Origin of the sequence: Thalassotalea litorea (genome assembly GCF_043642205.1) — a bacterium.
GTDB classification, from domain to species: Bacteria; Pseudomonadota; Gammaproteobacteria; order Enterobacterales; family Alteromonadaceae; genus Thalassotalea_A; species Thalassotalea_A litorea.
This window is the reverse complement of the sequence record NZ_JBHZSG010000002.1, coordinates 118,183-135,691: the sequence shown is the minus strand read 5'-3', so window position 1 is coordinate 135,691 and position 17,509 is coordinate 118,183. Positions and strand designations below refer to the sequence as shown.

At 42.0% G+C, this 17,509-nt stretch carries 14 protein-coding genes and 1 pseudogene; 1 reads left to right on the top strand and 14 read right to left on the bottom strand.

Annotated elements, in window-relative coordinates:
* Window positions 1-22: 22 nt before the first annotated feature.
* The 6 genes from ACHUFQ_RS01725 to ACHUFQ_RS01700 all read right to left on the bottom strand — a co-directional run bounded on the left by ACHUFQ_RS01725 (window position 23) and on the right by ACHUFQ_RS01700 (window position 7,504).
* Window positions 23-916 carry a sulfotransferase domain-containing protein gene (locus ACHUFQ_RS01725; protein ID WP_394172397.1) on the bottom strand — a complete coding sequence of 298 codons (894 nt, stop codon included), beginning with the start codon at window positions 914-916 and terminating at the stop codon, window positions 23-25.
* 2 nt (window positions 917-918) lie between these two features.
* Window positions 919-1,971, bottom strand: a complete 1,053-nt coding sequence (locus ACHUFQ_RS01720) for a glycosyltransferase family 4 protein (RefSeq protein WP_394172395.1) — start codon at window positions 1,969-1,971, stop codon at window positions 919-921.
* Between the two features lie 11 nt (window positions 1,972-1,982).
* On the bottom strand, window positions 1,983-4,205 hold the full coding sequence (locus tag ACHUFQ_RS01715) for a polysaccharide biosynthesis tyrosine autokinase (RefSeq protein ID WP_394172393.1): 2,223 nt from the start codon (window positions 4,203-4,205) through the stop codon (window positions 1,983-1,985).
* A gap of 31 nt (window positions 4,206-4,236) precedes the next feature.
* Window positions 4,237-4,665 (bottom strand): low molecular weight protein-tyrosine-phosphatase, encoded by a 429-nt coding sequence (locus tag ACHUFQ_RS01710; RefSeq protein WP_394172391.1) that lies wholly within the window; start codon window positions 4,663-4,665, stop codon window positions 4,237-4,239.
* Window positions 4,666-4,677: 12 nt separating this feature from the next.
* Window positions 4,678-5,799 carry a polysaccharide export protein gene (locus ACHUFQ_RS01705; protein ID WP_455569338.1) on the bottom strand — a complete coding sequence of 374 codons (1,122 nt, stop codon included), beginning with the start codon at window positions 5,797-5,799 and terminating at the stop codon, window positions 4,678-4,680.
* 1,288 nt (window positions 5,800-7,087) lie between these two features.
* Entirely contained in the window at window positions 7,088-7,504 is a 417-nt protein-coding gene (locus ACHUFQ_RS01700; protein WP_394172387.1) for a hypothetical protein, read from the bottom strand.
* Between the two features lie 755 nt (window positions 7,505-8,259).
* Between ACHUFQ_RS01700 and ACHUFQ_RS01695 the strand changes: the two genes are divergently transcribed.
* Window positions 8,260-8,814 carry an Hcp family type VI secretion system effector gene (locus tag ACHUFQ_RS01695; RefSeq protein ID WP_394172385.1) on the top strand — a complete coding sequence of 185 codons (555 nt, stop codon included), beginning with the start codon at window positions 8,260-8,262 and terminating at the stop codon, window positions 8,812-8,814.
* Between the two features lie 178 nt (window positions 8,815-8,992).
* Here the strand turns inward: ACHUFQ_RS01695 and ACHUFQ_RS01690 are convergent, their stop codons facing one another.
* The 8 genes and pseudogenes from ACHUFQ_RS01690 to ACHUFQ_RS01655 form a co-directional block, all read right to left on the bottom strand.
* Window positions 8,993-9,262 carry a DUF3012 domain-containing protein gene (locus ACHUFQ_RS01690; RefSeq protein ID WP_394172383.1) on the bottom strand — a complete coding sequence of 90 codons (270 nt, stop codon included), beginning with the start codon at window positions 9,260-9,262 and terminating at the stop codon, window positions 8,993-8,995.
* Between the two features lie 750 nt (window positions 9,263-10,012).
* Window positions 10,013-12,028, bottom strand: a complete 2,016-nt coding sequence (locus ACHUFQ_RS01685) for a polysaccharide biosynthesis protein (RefSeq protein ID WP_394172381.1) — start codon at window positions 12,026-12,028, stop codon at window positions 10,013-10,015.
* 427 nt (window positions 12,029-12,455) lie between these two features.
* Entirely contained in the window at window positions 12,456-13,379 is a 924-nt protein-coding gene (locus ACHUFQ_RS01680; protein WP_394172379.1) for a nucleotidyl transferase AbiEii/AbiGii toxin family protein, read from the bottom strand.
* Window positions 13,372-13,911: a type IV toxin-antitoxin system AbiEi family antitoxin gene (abiEi, locus tag ACHUFQ_RS01675; protein WP_394172377.1), complete on the bottom strand. Its 540-nt coding sequence runs from the start codon at window positions 13,909-13,911 to the stop codon at window positions 13,372-13,374. Before abiEi ends, ACHUFQ_RS01680 begins: the two co-directional genes overlap by 8 nt.
* A 481-nt stretch (window positions 13,912-14,392) precedes the next feature.
* The gene (locus ACHUFQ_RS01670) at window positions 14,393-14,791 is read right to left on the bottom strand and encodes a type II toxin-antitoxin system YafO family toxin (RefSeq protein WP_394172375.1); all 399 of its coding nucleotides are present in this window, start codon (window positions 14,789-14,791) and stop codon (window positions 14,393-14,395) included.
* A complete protein-coding gene (gene yafN / locus ACHUFQ_RS01665; protein ID WP_394172373.1) occupies window positions 14,788-15,075 on the bottom strand; it encodes a type I toxin-antitoxin system antitoxin YafN in 288 nt (95 codons plus the stop codon). The genes ACHUFQ_RS01670 and yafN overlap by 4 nt, the downstream gene beginning before the upstream one ends.
* A 433-nt stretch (window positions 15,076-15,508) precedes the next feature.
* A pseudogene (locus ACHUFQ_RS01660) lies at window positions 15,509-16,411 on the bottom strand (nucleotidyl transferase AbiEii/AbiGii toxin family protein).
* Window positions 16,408-17,178 carry a type IV toxin-antitoxin system AbiEi family antitoxin gene (locus ACHUFQ_RS01655; protein ID WP_394172371.1) on the bottom strand — a complete coding sequence of 257 codons (771 nt, stop codon included), beginning with the start codon at window positions 17,176-17,178 and terminating at the stop codon, window positions 16,408-16,410. The pseudogene ACHUFQ_RS01660 and the gene ACHUFQ_RS01655 overlap by 4 nt, the downstream one beginning before the upstream one ends.
* Window positions 17,179-17,509: the final 331 nt, after the last annotated feature.

Genomic DNA, 17,509 nt, shown 5'->3' with positions numbered 1-17,509 from the left:
ATGAATATGAAAATTGACACGTTTAAAAACCGGCTTTACGCACAGCGAGAGATTGAAAGACTTTAGCATCTCTCTCAAACAAGTCATCATATCTATCAAGTTCGGCTAATAACTTTTCTTTGTTTGAAGCAACTGAATTACCAGAGCTACTTAAGTTCCACTCTTCAAGTGGCCTAACTAGCATTCGATTTAGCTTAAGTTTTAGCGAACGTGGCATGACAGATTGATAGAGTTTCTTAAGAGGGTTATCTCGCATTATCAATTTTTGTAAAGACTTAAACCTCGTCGCTCGTGCCTTGTTATGAATTTTAAATTCGACTCTACTGATGCTACCGTTAGCATTTAAGAAATTAAGGACATCCTGCGTGGCTTGTTGGGGGTTTTGCTTAAAATAGTTAAAACTGATACACAGAATGTTATCTGCAGGTATTTGTTTAGTCATTTCGCTAACTAACTTACCATACAGCGAGTGCTCTACGTAGGTTAAATTTGCATACTCCCAATACTCATTAAAATTCTGAGCCCTGTCTAAACAGAACGCTTTTTCTGGTTCAAGCTCAGTTTCCCACCCCCTCTGTATAGCATAGTTATAAGCAGAAACGATTCTTTCCTTTGGCTCCCTCAACATCAAAATATACTTTGTATGCTTTTGGTTACCGATTCGTCTGACACTTTTTTCCGCAAACGTCATCACGTTAACATAAGCAAAACCGAGTAAATCTTTCGTATCTATAGATAATTCAGAAAAGTACTCATTAAAAGATATATCATTGCCAAATAAATCATCATTACAAAAATAAGGTATTTCTTTTATGGTAGGTAACTGTATGCCTTCTACCTGAGATAAATAATGGTAAAGACTGGTAGTGCCACACTTTTGTGCACCAGCAATTACAAAATCAAATTTGATATCCAAAATTACAACCTTTTAAATTCTTTTAGAAGATTTTTAGCCACAAAATTCTGTTCATATTTCTGAGCTGATTGCGCCAGAGTTTCTTTCATTTCATCAAAAGCCCTATCTTTGCCTAACAGAGCCAAAAATAGCCTTTCGAATTCACTATCCTGCGAAACTAAAAGTTCCTGATATTCATCAGGAATCAATTCTTTTACGGCGCCGTTATCAATTGTAATGGGAATAGCAGAACACATCATGGCCTCTACTACAACCAACCCAAGAGACTCACCTTTTCTTGTCGAAGGAAACAGGAAAATGTCATGTTTTCTGAATAGTTCAGCAAGCGAATTTTGCTCCACTAATCCAATAAACCTAACCTTACCTAAATCAATATACTTCTGTAGTTCTGCTCGCATAACCATCAATTCTGGTCCTTCGCCAACAAAGGTAGCGGTCAAATCACTCCCTTCTTCAAAAGCTTTTTTAACGGCCAAGCATGCCGTAAGCCCCCCTTTGCCTTTAATCATGCGGCCGGCGAACAAACAACTAACAGGGGACTGGCCACTAATTTTTTTTTCGGAGTAAAAAAGTTGTGAATCGACGCCTCCAGATGGGCTGACAATGACATCGCGAATAGAAAACTTTTTCGTTAACATATTGGCAAAAGTCTGGCTAGGTGAAACTAATAAGTCAGCATAGTGGTTGGCCCACTTAGCGATTCCACTTTTAAGTAGTACTCTATAGGTGCTCTCATGCTCTTCAGGAAAAGCATCACTACCATGATAGTGAAGAACGACCTGAATTTCTGAGTTAAAAATTCTGGCTAACAAGACTGGTAATACTGAGTGACTAACATAGTGGACATAAACAATCCCCCTATAGGAAGCAACTCTTTTAAATACAGCCAAATAGAATTTAAAGTACCCTTTAATTCCGCGCCCGAATTCAGGTAACACCAATTTTTCTGTATTTTTATTAAGTTTTTTAACTGCTTCAAAAGACTTTTTAACAAATGTACCAAAAAAAGGTTTTTGTGTAGTTGGATACAAATTAGCTACATATAGAATATTCATAAAAGTTCAATTTAATTTGCATTAACTCCATATGAATAGGCATAACTGTAATTGCCGACCAAACCTGAAGCCGCACGCTTTTCTACACCATTAAAAATGATTCCTTTAACATTTACACCATTAGCTTCAAATCGGTTAGTTGCGACCATTACTTCTTTGATAGGTGAAAAGTTATATTTAGCAACTAGCAGTGTCGTTGATGATTGTTTAGCTACAATTATGGGGTCTGAAACAGCTAAAATAGGAGGTGTATCTATTATCACTAAATCGTAGTTTTTTGACACAGATTCCAGAAAGGTCGAAAATTTTTCTGACATTAATAATTCAGAAGGGTTAGGAGGAATTACACCCCGAGTAACTAGATCTAGGCCCTCAACTGCAGTTGCTTTGATTGCACTTTTTTCGTCCAGTTGACCTAGCAATAATTCAGACAAACCATTATCCCAGTGCAAACCAAATACTTTTTGTATATAACCTTTGCGTAGATCTGCATCAATCAGGAGGACTCTCTTACCACTTTGAGCTAAGACTGTAGCTAAATTAGAGGCAACAAAGGACTTACCAACATTGGGACTTGCACCTGATATAGTAATGATATTATTTTTTGATTCTAGTAAAGCAAAATGTAAGCTTGTTCTGAGGCTGCGAATAGCTTCAACCGTCAAATCTTCTGGACTATCTGTTGACAGCAAAAATGCTTTCTCCTGAACCTTTTTGGCCTTAGAGAACTTGAGTTTTTCCTTTAGCTTTTGATTAAACCTTCTTTGTTTTTCACTTGCCGGAATATTCGCGTAAACGGATAGCCCTACATTTTCAAAGTCTTCAGAGTCTAATACACCTCTGTTAAATAGAGCACGGATGTAAGCAACAAATACTCCAAGTAAAAAACCAAGGAAAGTCAAACTCAAAATGATTAAAGGTTTCTTGGGACTTTCAGGGATTGGGAAAACTTCAGCCTGATCTAATATTCGTACATTCCCGACCGTACTTGCTTTGATAATTGCTAACTCTTGGGCTTTGTTCTGGAGTGCAAGATAGATCTGTTGATTGACTTCGAAGTCTCTCATCAAGCGTATAATAATTTGTTGTGTTTCTGGTAAGCCAGACGTTTTTTCCAAGATCCTATTTCTCTCTTGCACTAAACCTTTTTGCTGCTTCTGAAAAGATATATAGTTTGGATGTTGAGGTGTATAGCGTCTCGACAAATCTTGCTCAGAGATAACCATCTCATTTATTTGACTCTCCAAATCCACCAATTTTTCGAGAAGTGACTGAGTTTCAAAAGTCAGGTCAACTGAATCTCTTTCTAATTTATAGCGATTTAGGGCTTCTTCCGAACGGTTAAGCTCTTCGATCACCTTAGGGAGTTGCTGATCTAGAAAACTTAAACTATTTTCGGCCTCCGCAGCCATCCGTTGCACGTTTTGACTGAAGTACGTGTTGCTTATTGACTCAAGTGTTTTGGTAATATTACTTTTATTTTCACCTAGCAATGTAATATTAATAATACCTGTATTTTTACCTTGTTCATTTATTGAAAGTTCGTCCTTCAATTTCAAAAAGGTTTCCATGAATGAATATTTCACCACAGTAAAACTGTTATTTTTTCTAGCTCGAATCGAAGAAACCAAAACCGAGACTTCAAATTCTTCATTACTAGAAAGTTCTCCTACCTTACCTTTCAGTATAAACTCACCATCAAGCTCAATTACATAATACTCATCATCCATGATTATGAAGGTAAATTCTTTCCCAAGTAAACTATCACCAACATTGAAAATATCAAATTCTAGCTTTTCGCCACCCCAAGCAAAACCAGATGCAAACATAGGTTCGGCGAGGGTGTTCAATGTGTAATAGTTCGCATTGTAACGGCCCAATACGGGAAAATAGTCAGGTGTTACCTTTAGATCTAAACCAAGAGACTTTATTGTTTCGCCTAACACAAATCTAGATTTGATTATTTGAATTTCAGTATCAGCGGAACCTTCACTACTAAAAAGCTCTGAAACATCATTCAAGCCTGGTATAGCACCTGACTTTTCCTCAATCTGCAATAAAACGTTAGCTTTAAAGATAGGAGGCAAAGTAAAAGATAACACAATGGAAAAAATGAAAAAAATGCAGGATGTAGCTAATATGATTAACCGTCCATCCCAAAATGTGCTAATTAACTTCGCCCAATCCAACCCTTGTTCAGGTTCATTTTTCTGTATATGTGGTGATTCATTCATAATATTAGGTTCTATAAAGCCACTGGTGGGGTTAAAGACGTTTTTGCCAAAGCAAACTATTTGCTTTTATTAATTCAAAAGCCAGTTCAAACATTTCCTGACTGCGCTTGTAAGGATCAGGAACTTCTTCATCGTTATTCCATTTGCCAAGCAACATGGTTTTCCCTGATGCCGCTGGATATTTCTGGCGGATAGAATTTAGATGTTTTTGCTCCATCACCAGGATCAAATCAGCATTAAAAACAATCTCATTGCTGATTTGCCGAGCCTTGTGATTGGCAGAATCATAGCCTGCAGCATCGAGAAGCGCCGCAGCGTTCTCTTCAATGCCATGGTCAACAAGCGCGCCGAGACCGGCGGACGTGATCTTTTTATCAGGAAGCATGTATTGCAATATGCGCTCAGCACTGGGGCTGCGGCAAATATTGCCCACACAAACGATTAAAATATTGTTAAACATAGAAACTCTTATTTAATCTTGAAAACGGTCAATACCGTCACTTAAATTACGTATGGCAGTAAACGTTGGAACAAGTTGTAGCATTACCCGATTCCAGCGAGCGATTGGCGCCGACGTTACATAAACGATATCCATCGGTTGCAATTCAAACTGGGTACTTAAAATCAGCGCAGCACCATTCGATGCATCCAGCTGGTAAACATCTACTAACTTGTCAGTTTGTGTCGAGGCGCGAAGAACGAAGATGCCACTGGCATCTCCCGTACTTTCATTCATACCACCGGTATTATTTAGCGCTTCGGCCAGAGTCAGGCCTTCGCGGTCAATTCGTTGCGTCACAGGCTGTTCAACGTCGCCCATCACAAAGACTTTTAATGCGTCATTGCGCGGAACATGAATGATATCGTTATGAGACAACAAACGGTTTTGACTCATATCGCCTTTTTGATAAAGCGCGTATAAATCGAGTACTTCTTCTTTTGTGCCTTGTTCCGTTGAAGAGGTTAACACCACGGAGCGCCAGTCAGCATTCGGTCCCAAACCGCCGGTGGTGTTTAGTGCATCCAACAGTGTCATAGGTACGTTTGTAATGGGAAGTACGGCTGGTTGTTTGACTTCGCCGGTAACAAAGGTGCGCTGCGAGCGAAACGCGGCAACGGATACATCAATTTGTGGCTTTTCGATATAGCGACTTAAACGTTCGGTGACTAAATCACGCACTTTAGTCACGCTCAAACCTGCAACTTTAACCTTGCCAATATATGGATAGAATATTGTGCCGTCGGCATGAACCACGTTACCAGACTCACCGGCAGAGCGAAATTGCCCCGCAGGGATCGTTAATTCAGGATGATCCCAAACGGTGATATTTAAAACATCGCCATGACCGATAATATAGCTGTATTCATTCACTCGAGATTCAAGAGCTTGATTAACTTGAGCGCCAGGTTCTTGAGTTTTCAAACGATTGATTAGTTGAGGTGTAACCAGCATCGCGTTAATTTGGTTTTCGATATCAAACGCGTTTTCTGCATCATTGCGTTCAATATCATTAACATGGCCGCCAGGTACAACGGTACAAGCGGATAAGCCAGCAAGAGCGAGAGATAGAGTTAGTGCTTTAATTTTATTCATCATGCAGTTTCTTTATTATTAACTTTTAGGGGCTCGATGCGTGAAGGTTGTATTAGTCACTTCATCAAGGCACGCTTCCGCCCATGGGTTTAGCTCCCAAACAGCAAAAACAGTAATTTGTGGTTTTAAAACGAATAACATTTTTTCTTAATGAACACACTAAATCGCAAGCAGCCTTGCGCAGCGATTTATGTTTCATCGGGCAAACGAAAACAGAAAATCCGGCCATCGCTATCACACCAAAATGAGATAATGCTGGTCAATCATGATTATTTTCGTTGGACAGTATTCGTTAACGAACAATAAGTCCTGTATTTGGGTGGGATTAGCGCATCCCCCTTAAACACGTGTTTTAGAGCCATTTAATTATGGCTTTTGGACAATCGATACTAGTTGACAAGTCCCGTTTCATCAACAGATGTACAGGGCCGTATTCATTGAGGGGAGTAAAGAAAATCATTAGTCGGTAAAGGAATAGAAACGGATATCTATTCATATACTTAACATGACCTTTCCTTAGTCATTCATGCCTTCGAAATGGCTTCGAACCATTGGCAAGTCTACCTATAACGAGCTATCAAATGCTTCGTTAACCACCCTTCAATAACCTAGTATCGCCCGTTTACCTTTTATCAGGCTAAATACCTTCCAACCTGAGGCAAATTTTGAACACTAACGACTAATTTTTTTTATTGAAATGTCGTTAACACAAAACTTGAGTCCATGCTCTAAAACGAGAAAGATTATATGAAAAGTGTCGTAGAATTGCTACAAGATCCCACAGTTTTTTTTTATCGAAGCACGACAACAACGCTTGATTTTTCTAACCTCTTGAAAGGACGTGGGTTGAGGGCTAATACTTTGAGATTCTATCCCAAAGGTCAGTATCTCGAAGAAGGTGACCGATGCAGAAATCGACGCTGGATCAGGGTGAAAATTCGAAATGAAATTTCGAACGATGACGGTCTGACATCGAAGATTTCGGACAGGTGACAAGCTTAACGAAGGTGTCAGACGCTGCAAACTACACTACGTCAAGGTGACAATTCGAATTAGAATTTCGAACGGTGACAGTCCAAAATCAAAGATTCCGAACAGGTGAAAAGCCATCTTATTTCCTTTCTACAAAATCAGGCCATCCTGTGATTCTGCATACCTACTTCCGTGCAGGCAACCTTTCGACAACCTTAGACACCGTAAAGAAAGGTCGCAGGTTTCCTAGAGAGCAAAATCAAAAGCCTCTTGCCAAGCACCTGAATCCTGAGATCTGAGACCTGAGATCTGAGTCCTAGATCATCCCCTTCGCAACTTTCTGTAATGCCGGGGAAAGCTCACCAAATTTCACCACCTCATAGCCTTTATCTTTATATGAGGTGACCCCACGACCAACCGCATGGGCTAATTCTTTTTTCTGCTCATCGATAATGGCGAAACTTTGGTTTTCAAGTACTAACTTACGTGGCGCACGTTTCGTACCTGACACTTTGGTCGATTTAGAGGGTTTTGCGCCACCATTGCCAACAATGTCGGAAAATTCAAACCCTTCATTTTTTAATGCCGTTAACAATTTTTGCGAAGGAAGTTTTAATTTATTGGCAACCGACGATAATACTTTTTTGGCCTGAATCTTTTCTTCTACACTTAATTTTTTTATTTCCGCCGCTAATAATTTTTCATTTAGCAACGCATTTTTTAATACCGTCATTTAATTACCCCATTTAATTATTATTGAAATATATTAATCGAACATTAATAAACCTAATTTAAATTAATGGGTTATGCAAATTGGTCACGAGTTACATTGATAAATATATCTCTGCTTAATAGGTAAGCTTCCTGGGTTGCTACCTGCCCCGTCATTCCCAGATACTACTGGGAATCTAAAGCAAGAGCAGATCCCCACTTTCGTGAGGATGACGGCAAGGGCAAATCTACACCTGCGCAGCCACCCCGTCATTCCCAGACACTACTGGGAATCTAAAGCAAGAGCAGATCCCCACTTTCGTGAGGATGACGGCAAGGGCAGATCTCCACCTGCGCAACCATCCCGTCATTCCCAGACACTACTGGGAATCTAAAACAAAAGCAGATCCCCACTTTCGTGAGGATGACATTTTATGTGAGCTAATACTCTCATAAAGTGATGGTTCAAGCACACGATGCTGAGACAGTGAATAAACAACCAGGTTACAGACGCTACAAATAATGCAGCATCTTTAACCTTGCTTTTCAATCCCCCTAAGACCTCAAACCCAACCGTTAGGAATTAACGATTCGAAATTTGGTCAAGTCAACCGCGCATAAAGCAATACAAACATACACTTATTACTAATGGTGCTTATGTATTGCACTATGCTTAATGGGTGAGTTAACACTTACCTTTAGTTACATAAAACGAAAGTTACATGAAACGAAATTCAGTTTACACACCCTCTTTTTCTCAATCCTAAGGACTAAAATATGAAATTGCGCCGCCACCGTTCTACGTCTAAAAAACTCTCGGTGTTTAAAGCCCTGTTGCTCACTAACCTGATGGCGTTTAGCTCACTTGCACTGAGTTACTCAAATACATTTTTGCTGATAGAAGGAGTTAAGGGGGAATCTCAATACGCAAATTACAAAGGTGGCATTGAAATCGAGTCGTGGAGTTGGGCCACTTCACAGAGTGAGAAAGGTCGGTGTTTACTTGATATCCAGGATATGTCGATTACTAAATACGCGGATATCGCCAGCGCGCCATTGCTGATAGCCCAGGCCACTGGGGAAGTTTACCCGACAGCGGTATTAGTGGTGCTAGATTCATCAGCAGTAGGCACGGGTGGCGGTAATCCGGGTGAGTATGTCAGAGTGGAACTCACAAACGCGATGGTAACGTCGTTAGCAACGAACGGTACAAGCTCAGATTCCAGGTTGACAGAAGACTTAGAGTTGTCATTCGAACAATTGCAAATCACTTATACCTCACGTGATGGTAGCCAAAGCACGACCGCGGCGGTTAGTAATAATTGTAATTGATTCTTTGAAATCCCTACCTCCGGGCGGGATCTCGCGAAAAGTCGCAGGTTTCAGGTCGCAGGTCTCGGAAAGAGCAAAAGCAGCAGCTTCTTACCAAGTGCCTGAACCCTGAGACTGGAAACCTGAAACCTAGCCATTGCGAATCAACAATAAGCAATGGCGATTAAAGCAATGGCGACTAATCAATCACACAATGCTCTGCATAAGCCCCTGCCTCTCGGGTTGACCAGTCACCTTTTGACTTAGCGTCCATTTGCGCACACCATTCTTTCTTGCCAACTTCGCATTTGACCGTATAGTCCATCGATTCAAGCTCTTTAGCGTACACTTCAGGATTTTCTTTGACGTTTTCACACCAAATTCGTTCTCGTTCTTGTTTATTCTCTTCTTCGGTCATAAACCCGGTAAGAAAAAGAAAAGTTAAACAGATAAGGATGATTTGCTTCATAATTTTACTCCTGCACTAAGACTGAATAAAGCGTAGCAGAAGAAAAATAAAAGGTGGGAAACGGGCTAACGGTAAAACAGGTAGGGTTACAGCCGCGCCCTGCCCGTCATTCCCAGACACTACAGGGAATCTAGAACAAAAGCAGATCCCCACTTTCGTGAGGATGACGAAACGAGGGGTGAGCTAAAGCTAGTCTCTGGTGACTACCTGTACCGTCATTCCCAGACACTACTGGGAATCTAACGCAAGAGCAGATCTCCACCTGCACCACCTTTCCGTCATTCCCAGATACTACTGGGAATCTATAAAAAAAACAGATCCCCACTTTCGTGAAGATGACGAAACGAGGGGTGAGCTAAAGTTAGTCTCTGGTGACTACCTGTACCGTCATTCCCAGACACTACTGGGAATCTATAGCAAAAACAGATCCCCACTTTCGTGAGGATGACGAAGTTGGGGATGAGGTTGACACTTTATGTGACCTAATACTCTCTCAAAGTGACAGTTCATGCACACAATGCTGTGACAGGTGATAAACAACCAGGTTACAGACGCGACAAATAATGCAGCGTCAAGGTGACAAGCCGCGCATTTGCCTTTCTACAGAATCAAGCCATCCTGTGATTCTGCATACCTACTATCCATCTAGGCGCCCCTTAGATACAGTTAAGAACGTGCATTGACCTCAGGGGTCGAATCAAGTTTCCTGGTTGCTGAAACCTGAATACGTTGAGAGCGGCAAACTAAATGCTAAATCCGCTGCGATTTGATGTGTTTGGCTTTGGCCAAATACACCAGGTCGCAAATCTCATCCACCGGCTTAAATCCGGTCGGAGCGTTCAATAATAATTGTCGAATTTGCGTCTGGTCTTGATCTTCACAGGCCACTTTGAGCTCTTGCAAGACCGCTTGTAGCTCATACCAGGGCAAGAATTCTTCGTGCGCGGTCATGATCCGCGCATTGCCGGTTTCTTGTACGTTGTCGCCAATGAGCAACTCTTCATACAGCTTTTCACCCGGGCGCAGGCCCGTTTCGACAATCTCAATATCGCCATCTGGATTGCCAGCGTGTTTGAGGTGCAACCCGGATAAGTGGATCATTTTATAGGCCAGATCGTAAATTTTGACGGATTGGCCCATATCCAGTACAAAAACATCGCCGCCCATGCCCATGGAGCCGGCTTGGATCACTAACTGCGCCGCTTCCGGGATGGTCATAAAGTATCGGGTGATGTCTTTATGAGTCAACGTGATCGGGCCACCCTGTTTGATCTGCGATTTAAACAGCGGCACCACTGAGCCAGAAGAGCCCAGGACGTTGCCAAAGCGCACCATGCAAAACCGAGTATTGGGCACCGCATCATCGGCACGATGCGGGTATTCATCGGCCAGCGCCTGCAAAATTAATTCCGCCATGCGCTTAGTGGTGCCCATGGTATTGGTTGGACGAACCGCTTTGTCGGTGGAAATTAATACGAAGGTTTCCACCTCGCATTCCAACGCCGCAAGGGCACAGTGTAAGGTGCCAAAAATGTTGTTGTACACGCCTTCCACCACATTGTTTTCCACAATCGGCACATGCTTGTACGCCGCGGCGTGATAGATGGTTTGTACATGAAAGCTTTTGATCACCGACATCATTCGCGCTTTGTTTTGCACTTTCCCTAAAATCGCATGCAGTTCAATGGCCTGTGTCTTGGCCGAGGGGGCGCTTTGGATCACCTTTTCCAGCTCCTGATGGATGGCATACAGGTTATATTCGCTTGCCTCTAGCAACACGACCGTTTTGGGTTGTTGCATCAAAATTTGTCGGCAAAGCTCGGAGCCGATTGAGCCGCCGGCACCGGTGATCATCACCACTTTGCCCTCAATATCGGCATGCATCAATTCCGGGTTGGCCGGTACCGGATCGCGCCCGAGCAAGTCATCAATCGAGACTTCCACAAATTCATCAATTTTGGCCTTACCGGCGACAATGTCGGCAAGCCCGGGCACCGCGAGGACCTCAAGCTTGGTCTTTTCCAGCTCGTTTAACACTCGCGCGCGCTGATCATTAGTCGCCGATGGCAGCGCCAACAAGATTTTATCAACCCGTTTAGCCGCGATCACCGCTTGAATGTCGGTTGGTTTGCGCACACGAATGCCATTAATGGATAAGCCTTGCAAGCCTTTGTCATCATCGACAAAGGCGACCGGGTTGTATTCATTGCCGTTGCGCAACGCATTAACCAATTGAATACCTGAAGAGCCCGCGCCGTAGATCAGCACATTGATTTTTTGACGCCTCGAAATGCGATTGGCCCAATGGCGGATAAATAAGCGGCTACCGCCAACAAACAGCAACAAAAAGGCCCCAAAGATCACCGGGATGGAGCGTGGCACCTCAACGGCAAACACCATCGAACCAATGCCAACTAATGCGGCAGAGCCCAGCACACTTACGCTGACCGCGACCACCGCGGTCGAGCTCAGATAACGAATAACCGCACGGTACAAGCCCAGATTAATGTTAAGGATAATGGAGAAAAGAATAACAACACTCAGCATCGACCAAGTCGGGACATGGTAAAGATCGACCCCTTCACCAAGGCGTAAGAACATGGCAAACCAAAAGGCGATGATGATCGCCAGCGTGTCGATGCCGACACTTACCAGCCGTTTAAACGGACGAGACAGGGATAATAAAAACGTTAACATGGAATTTTTTCTTCTTTTTAACCGAATACAGCGCCGCACACGCTCATCGAGCCTTGCACGCCTTAGCATTGTAACAGAACCGGGTGGCGCCTACCGAAACTTTTCGGGTCTTGGCCTAGGACAGCACGCGAATACCATTGTGCCATCGCCGCTTCGATTACGCTACCCCATATTCGGCCTCTACCTCCAGCGCCCAAGAACCAAGGCCTTAGAACATAAGTTAGACACATCTTAGACAGTTTTTTATCGATTTTTCCGCGGATGGCGCTTGCCCAAATCAAACCAATTGATGCGAAAAGGACGATAAATTACGGACCAAGTTGCATGAAAATCTTCCTGCTGACGGTGTGCTCTGTCATGACAAGGCACCTCGTTCTAAGGTCCCTATCATGCCACGAACGTATGCGTATGACCTTGGCAGGCACCATAATTTGGCGAATAAGGATGCGCTTTAACCGACACTGACAGAGGCTTCCCGAAAACGGGTAACGGTCAGTTACATCGGAAAACCTGGACCGTCCGAGTTAACGCCCTCCAGCCCCTTTCTTGTGTCGGTAAGGATGGTTGTCAGTGATGCTAACAGGTAATCTTTGAATTTATCCGTTGCTAACGTGGCATCAAAGATCTCTCTTGGCAGGAATCGCTCCATCTCTTTGAGAAATGCGTCAGAGAACACGACGTCTTTTAGCGAATGGATGCGAGCATCGAGCATGTCCTCAAAGCCATCAATCTTGTAGTCTTCAATTTTCTGGCGCACCAATTCAATTTTCAGCGTAGCACCCTGTCGCTTCAAAAACACCAGATCCCAAACATCTCGGTGCCTAATGTATTTCTGAGTCGCCGGGAGGGAGATGATTTTATCAGCCATAACCTCATCCAGAGTTTCCGTGTAAATTAACGTGGATGAGTAACCATCTGGGAGGAAGTCATAGTTCTTACCCAGAGGTAAAGGTTCTTTGGTATAGGCAGGGATATTGGCAACTTCGAGTTTGATCCGTTGTTTGGGCATGTGTTTTTGCTCTGGCGACGTCACGACCGAAATTTGCCATTTATCAATATTTAGCTCAGTATACTTCGGATCTTTCATGAGCGAACTTGGCTCCTTGACGGTAACCTCAAGCCCGTAACGTTCTCCAATATAGGTCTCTATGACCTCTTTCATTTCCATCAACATTTTGCTACTGAAGTCTCTCCCACCAGCGAAATCTAAGTCTTCACTGTATCGATTGGACCCTCTGCATAGGCGCAAAGACGTACCGCCTTGAAAAACGAGCCGATCGAGCAACCCACCTTCATCCAGCGCAAACAAGATGTCGTAATGAAGAAGCTCCTTCTCAATGACAGGGCGCATATCCTTTGTCCCTCCCTGAGCGAGGGCCATCTCCACGAGCGTATCAAAATCTTCTTTGGTTTTAACCATCGGCCATCGCCTCCATATTAATCAAATGCGTATTACGTCCCACACGCTTCAAATCTCTTAAAGCGGCAACCTTCGATGCGATCCTTAGTGGCCTATTGGTGGTGATCACCTGTCTTAAAATGTCTGAAACGGAACGTTTGGTATGAGTGAACTCAATGACGCCGTAATTGGTCTTGTATGTCCCCGTTCTCCCGGTTGTCATTAAGGTGAGTCTGTCTACTGGCATTTGAGAAATAACCCCATATGAAGATAATGCCGACTCCAGGCTTACGTAGTTGTACTCGCCCCTTCTAAGCGCGATAGCAATCAACTCAATGGTCATTGAAGAGTTTTTGTTTTTTGATAAGCCGTACACATAGACACCTCTGGCGGGTCGTTCGAGTACACCTGTTTTTACTAAGCGGGCTAGGCTGTCGTTCAACGCACGGGGGGAGTCTTCGTGAAAAACTTTGGCTAAGTCTCGGTGCAAAAATACATAACGCCCTTGTAAATCTAGCTCGTTAAGTCTGCGAATGGCTAATGCTTGCTTCATCGATTAAGTCTACATTTATCACATTTATCACATTTAAAGGCAGTATAACCTGCAACTTAACCACACATCAACAAGTAGACGTGTATTACAGCTGTATACAGAATAAGTCATTACTTAAATCTAAAAATGACACCCAAGTAGTTAGTTAATACAGATTAAGCCGTAATAACCGCATACTTGATAGTTTCATTTAGCAACGAAGAGTGCTCATCATGGATGAAGTTGGCAAGCAGTAATGTGACGTGCTGAGCATATTTTTCAGTCATTTGTGGGTTTCCAGCTCTTTGGGGACTGTTTGTTGAATTGCATCCTAAATTGAGTCATTTTTAATGAAAGATTGGATTAGAAAGTGAGCCATTAATCTCCCACCAACAGGCTGATTTGTAAAACATAAGTTCATCTAGGGTGGATCAAAATTCAATGCACGTAGTGGATCAGTTTTAAGTGCAAATTAACAATTGGGCTATTAGTCCGTATCGATTTAATAGTTATGTCTAAATTTTTCAGCCATAACACCGAGTTTATACATGACATTTCTATCAAACGCTTGTTTATGCGCATTAGGGGATAAGATTGCCATCAGTAAATACGTGTCATCGTGTATCGCGGATGGACAATACAACAAATGTTGATCACTTGTTCGTTTAAACTGTAATAACTTAATTGGAAAAGGTGAATCCGCGCTCGCTAAATGGATATGTTGTACTTGCTCTGCTGTTATGATCGGTAACGTATTCGGGTGATCGTAAGCCACATCACGACCGAATAAATCAGGTAAAACACCTGTCAATTTGTATCGCTTGAAATCCTTTACTAAGTTATCGAGTTCATCGTCAGTCAATTGTTGACGTATCAATGCGCTTTTAAACACTCTTATCATTCAATAAATTCGCTTAAATCATTGTCATCCATCGATAGCAACAGCTTGGCGCCTTTTTCGGAGATTTCAGCGAATCTCGTTTGGCTAGGTCTAAATGTAGACGCAGCCGACTGTGTCTCTAATAGCTTTAACATCTGTTCAAATAAATCTGCGCTTAACGTATACCCAGTCGCTTTATTATTCGATAACACCGCAACAGGCTCATCGATAAAATAATCGCCAGGCTTTTTCCTTAACTCGGTAACAGAAACCGTTTTTTCTGCATATATAGGTTGTACGCTCATAGTGCACTCCTCAATATTATGTACAAAATTAAGTATACTATAACACACAAGAAGAGCTAATAATGATAACAAAAGCCTTTACAATGCCTTTTAGGTATTATGCCTGTTCAATTGCATCCTAAATTGAGTCATTTTTAATGAAAGATTGCATTAGAAAGTGAGCCATTGATCTCTCACCAATAGGCTGATTTGTAAAACATAAGTTCATCTAGGGTGGATTAAATTCCATTGCAAGTTGGGGATCCGTTTTAAGTGCAAATTAACAAGCCTGGTCGTTGCTATTGCCGCAGAGCCAACTTACATTGAATTTAGTGATTGTTCATTATTCGGTCATTAACCTGACCTTAGCCGTTATGCGAGTAAGCCAATAAACAAACGTCACTCGGAGGTACAACAGCTTGAAATTAAATCGGTCTCATATGTTCTCCCAACCTTATACATTTAGAACTTTCTTAAGTAGCTCCATATGCTGCTGGTGATCATCTGGTCTAGAGTCTTTAAATTTCTTAAGGTTAAGTAGTTTCCATTTTATCGATGGATAATGCTCAAAATTGTATATTGACCAGTCTGGCTCCGACATATTCAAACAAAGCAGGAAGTTCTTATCATCGTCATCCAAGCTATCGGATATTGTCTTAATTAAATCTAATCTTGTTTGTACAAAGTCAGCATACGTAAATTCAATGGGCGACATTCCTTGAAATTGATTTTCAAACGCTGAGCGTTGATCGGTTAGATTTGGATTGAGCAGTTCGTGGGTTGGTCTATTGCTGCACGCAAGGGAATACATGACGCCACGTTTGATTTCATTTGAATAATTGTTTTCTTGTAATAGTAGATGCACATCAAATAAGTCTCGTGGATGCTGTCTATCTAGCGCTGCACATATTTTTCCTCCATACAATTGTGCTAACGGCACGACATTTATTGCACAAAATGCATCGAATTGTTGTTGCGCCAATTCACACAACGGCAATTTGTTCTCAGCATCGCCAATAACGCCGCGCCCAACCATATTGACCTCGACTTTAATGTGCACACCATGCTCTTCAACCAAAAGCTTACAAATATTGTCTTTGTGTTCTACTCGTAACGATGGCCGTAGAGCAAGCACACGAGTCGCTATTTTCTACAGCGCACCATTTATGGTATCAATACTTTCTTGTCTATCTTGAATGTAGACATAGGTAAGATCGATATCAACAGACAGTCTTGGCATGTTTAAAATAAACAGGTTGATCGCCGTACCTCCATGTAACGAAAAGCAGTTCTCTTTCGCCACTTCAGGCAAAACATCAAGAAGTAACTTGACTTGCTGAGCATATTTTTCAGTCATTTGTGGGTTTCCAGCTCTTTGGGGACTGTTATTTGATACTTCGGGATATACACACCATCAGAAACGATTTGCCGCTTTCCTTTGCCAAGATCTACGTTGTCTTGATTTACATACGTCAGCCAGTCATGACCTGCTTTGTCAGCCATGTATAGAAATAATCGTTTAACTTTAACGGAAGAGCAGCTTTCTAATAACTTCTGGGCGGTTATTGGACGTATGTTATTTAGCCCTTCCATTAACTCATATACTTCGAGTAAGGGCTGTTCATTCGGGGCTAAATATAGACACTCCATTATGGCCCGAGCTGGGCTAGATATTTTTATCGAAAATGACGTATGTTGATATTCCACCATACCAAGATCGACTGGTAAAAATGATGAGATGCTACTTTCTAGTTTTACCTCCCAGTCACGTTTTTTGAACCAAGCGGGTAGCACTTCAGATTTGGCAGAGAATAATTGTGCCTTTTGAGTAGAAAATTCTAAGTAGTGAGATTTACCTTGCAGCACTAAAGCTGTCTTGGCAGCCGGGTGTACCGATAAATTGAGTTGAGTCTGTAAGGCTTGGATGCCTCCCAGATAATCAACGGTATCTCCATTGCGCACCAAGGCACCTCTGCCAAATGATTCGAACCATTGACTTTTTTTATACCTAGCTTGTAATTGTAAACTATAGCCTTGCGCTAGCAGCCATGAAGAAGTCAGTACGACGCCGTCGGGTGCGATAGAAAGCAGGCGGTTTAGTTTACTTTGATTTTTTATACTCACAGTATAAAAATAACCTAAATTTTAAACCCGATCAACCAAAAAGTTTATTTTTCATTGATTATTTATACTAATAGTAGATTTTTGATAGAAAAATTAAACCGTTTGATTTGTTAATTCTTAATAGTTCACTTTCTACGGAGTTCTCATTAAATAACTCAGTGTGAAGGGACACCAATTTCAGTAATACTGACAATATCTTGACTTTTCATTTTTATCCCCCTTACCAGTCCCGAGTCCTAGGACTCGGGACAGTACCCTTTAAACAATTTAAACATGTCAAGAATATTTAGAAGGAATACAAACAATCCCTTTTCTAGCTTGGTTATATTAC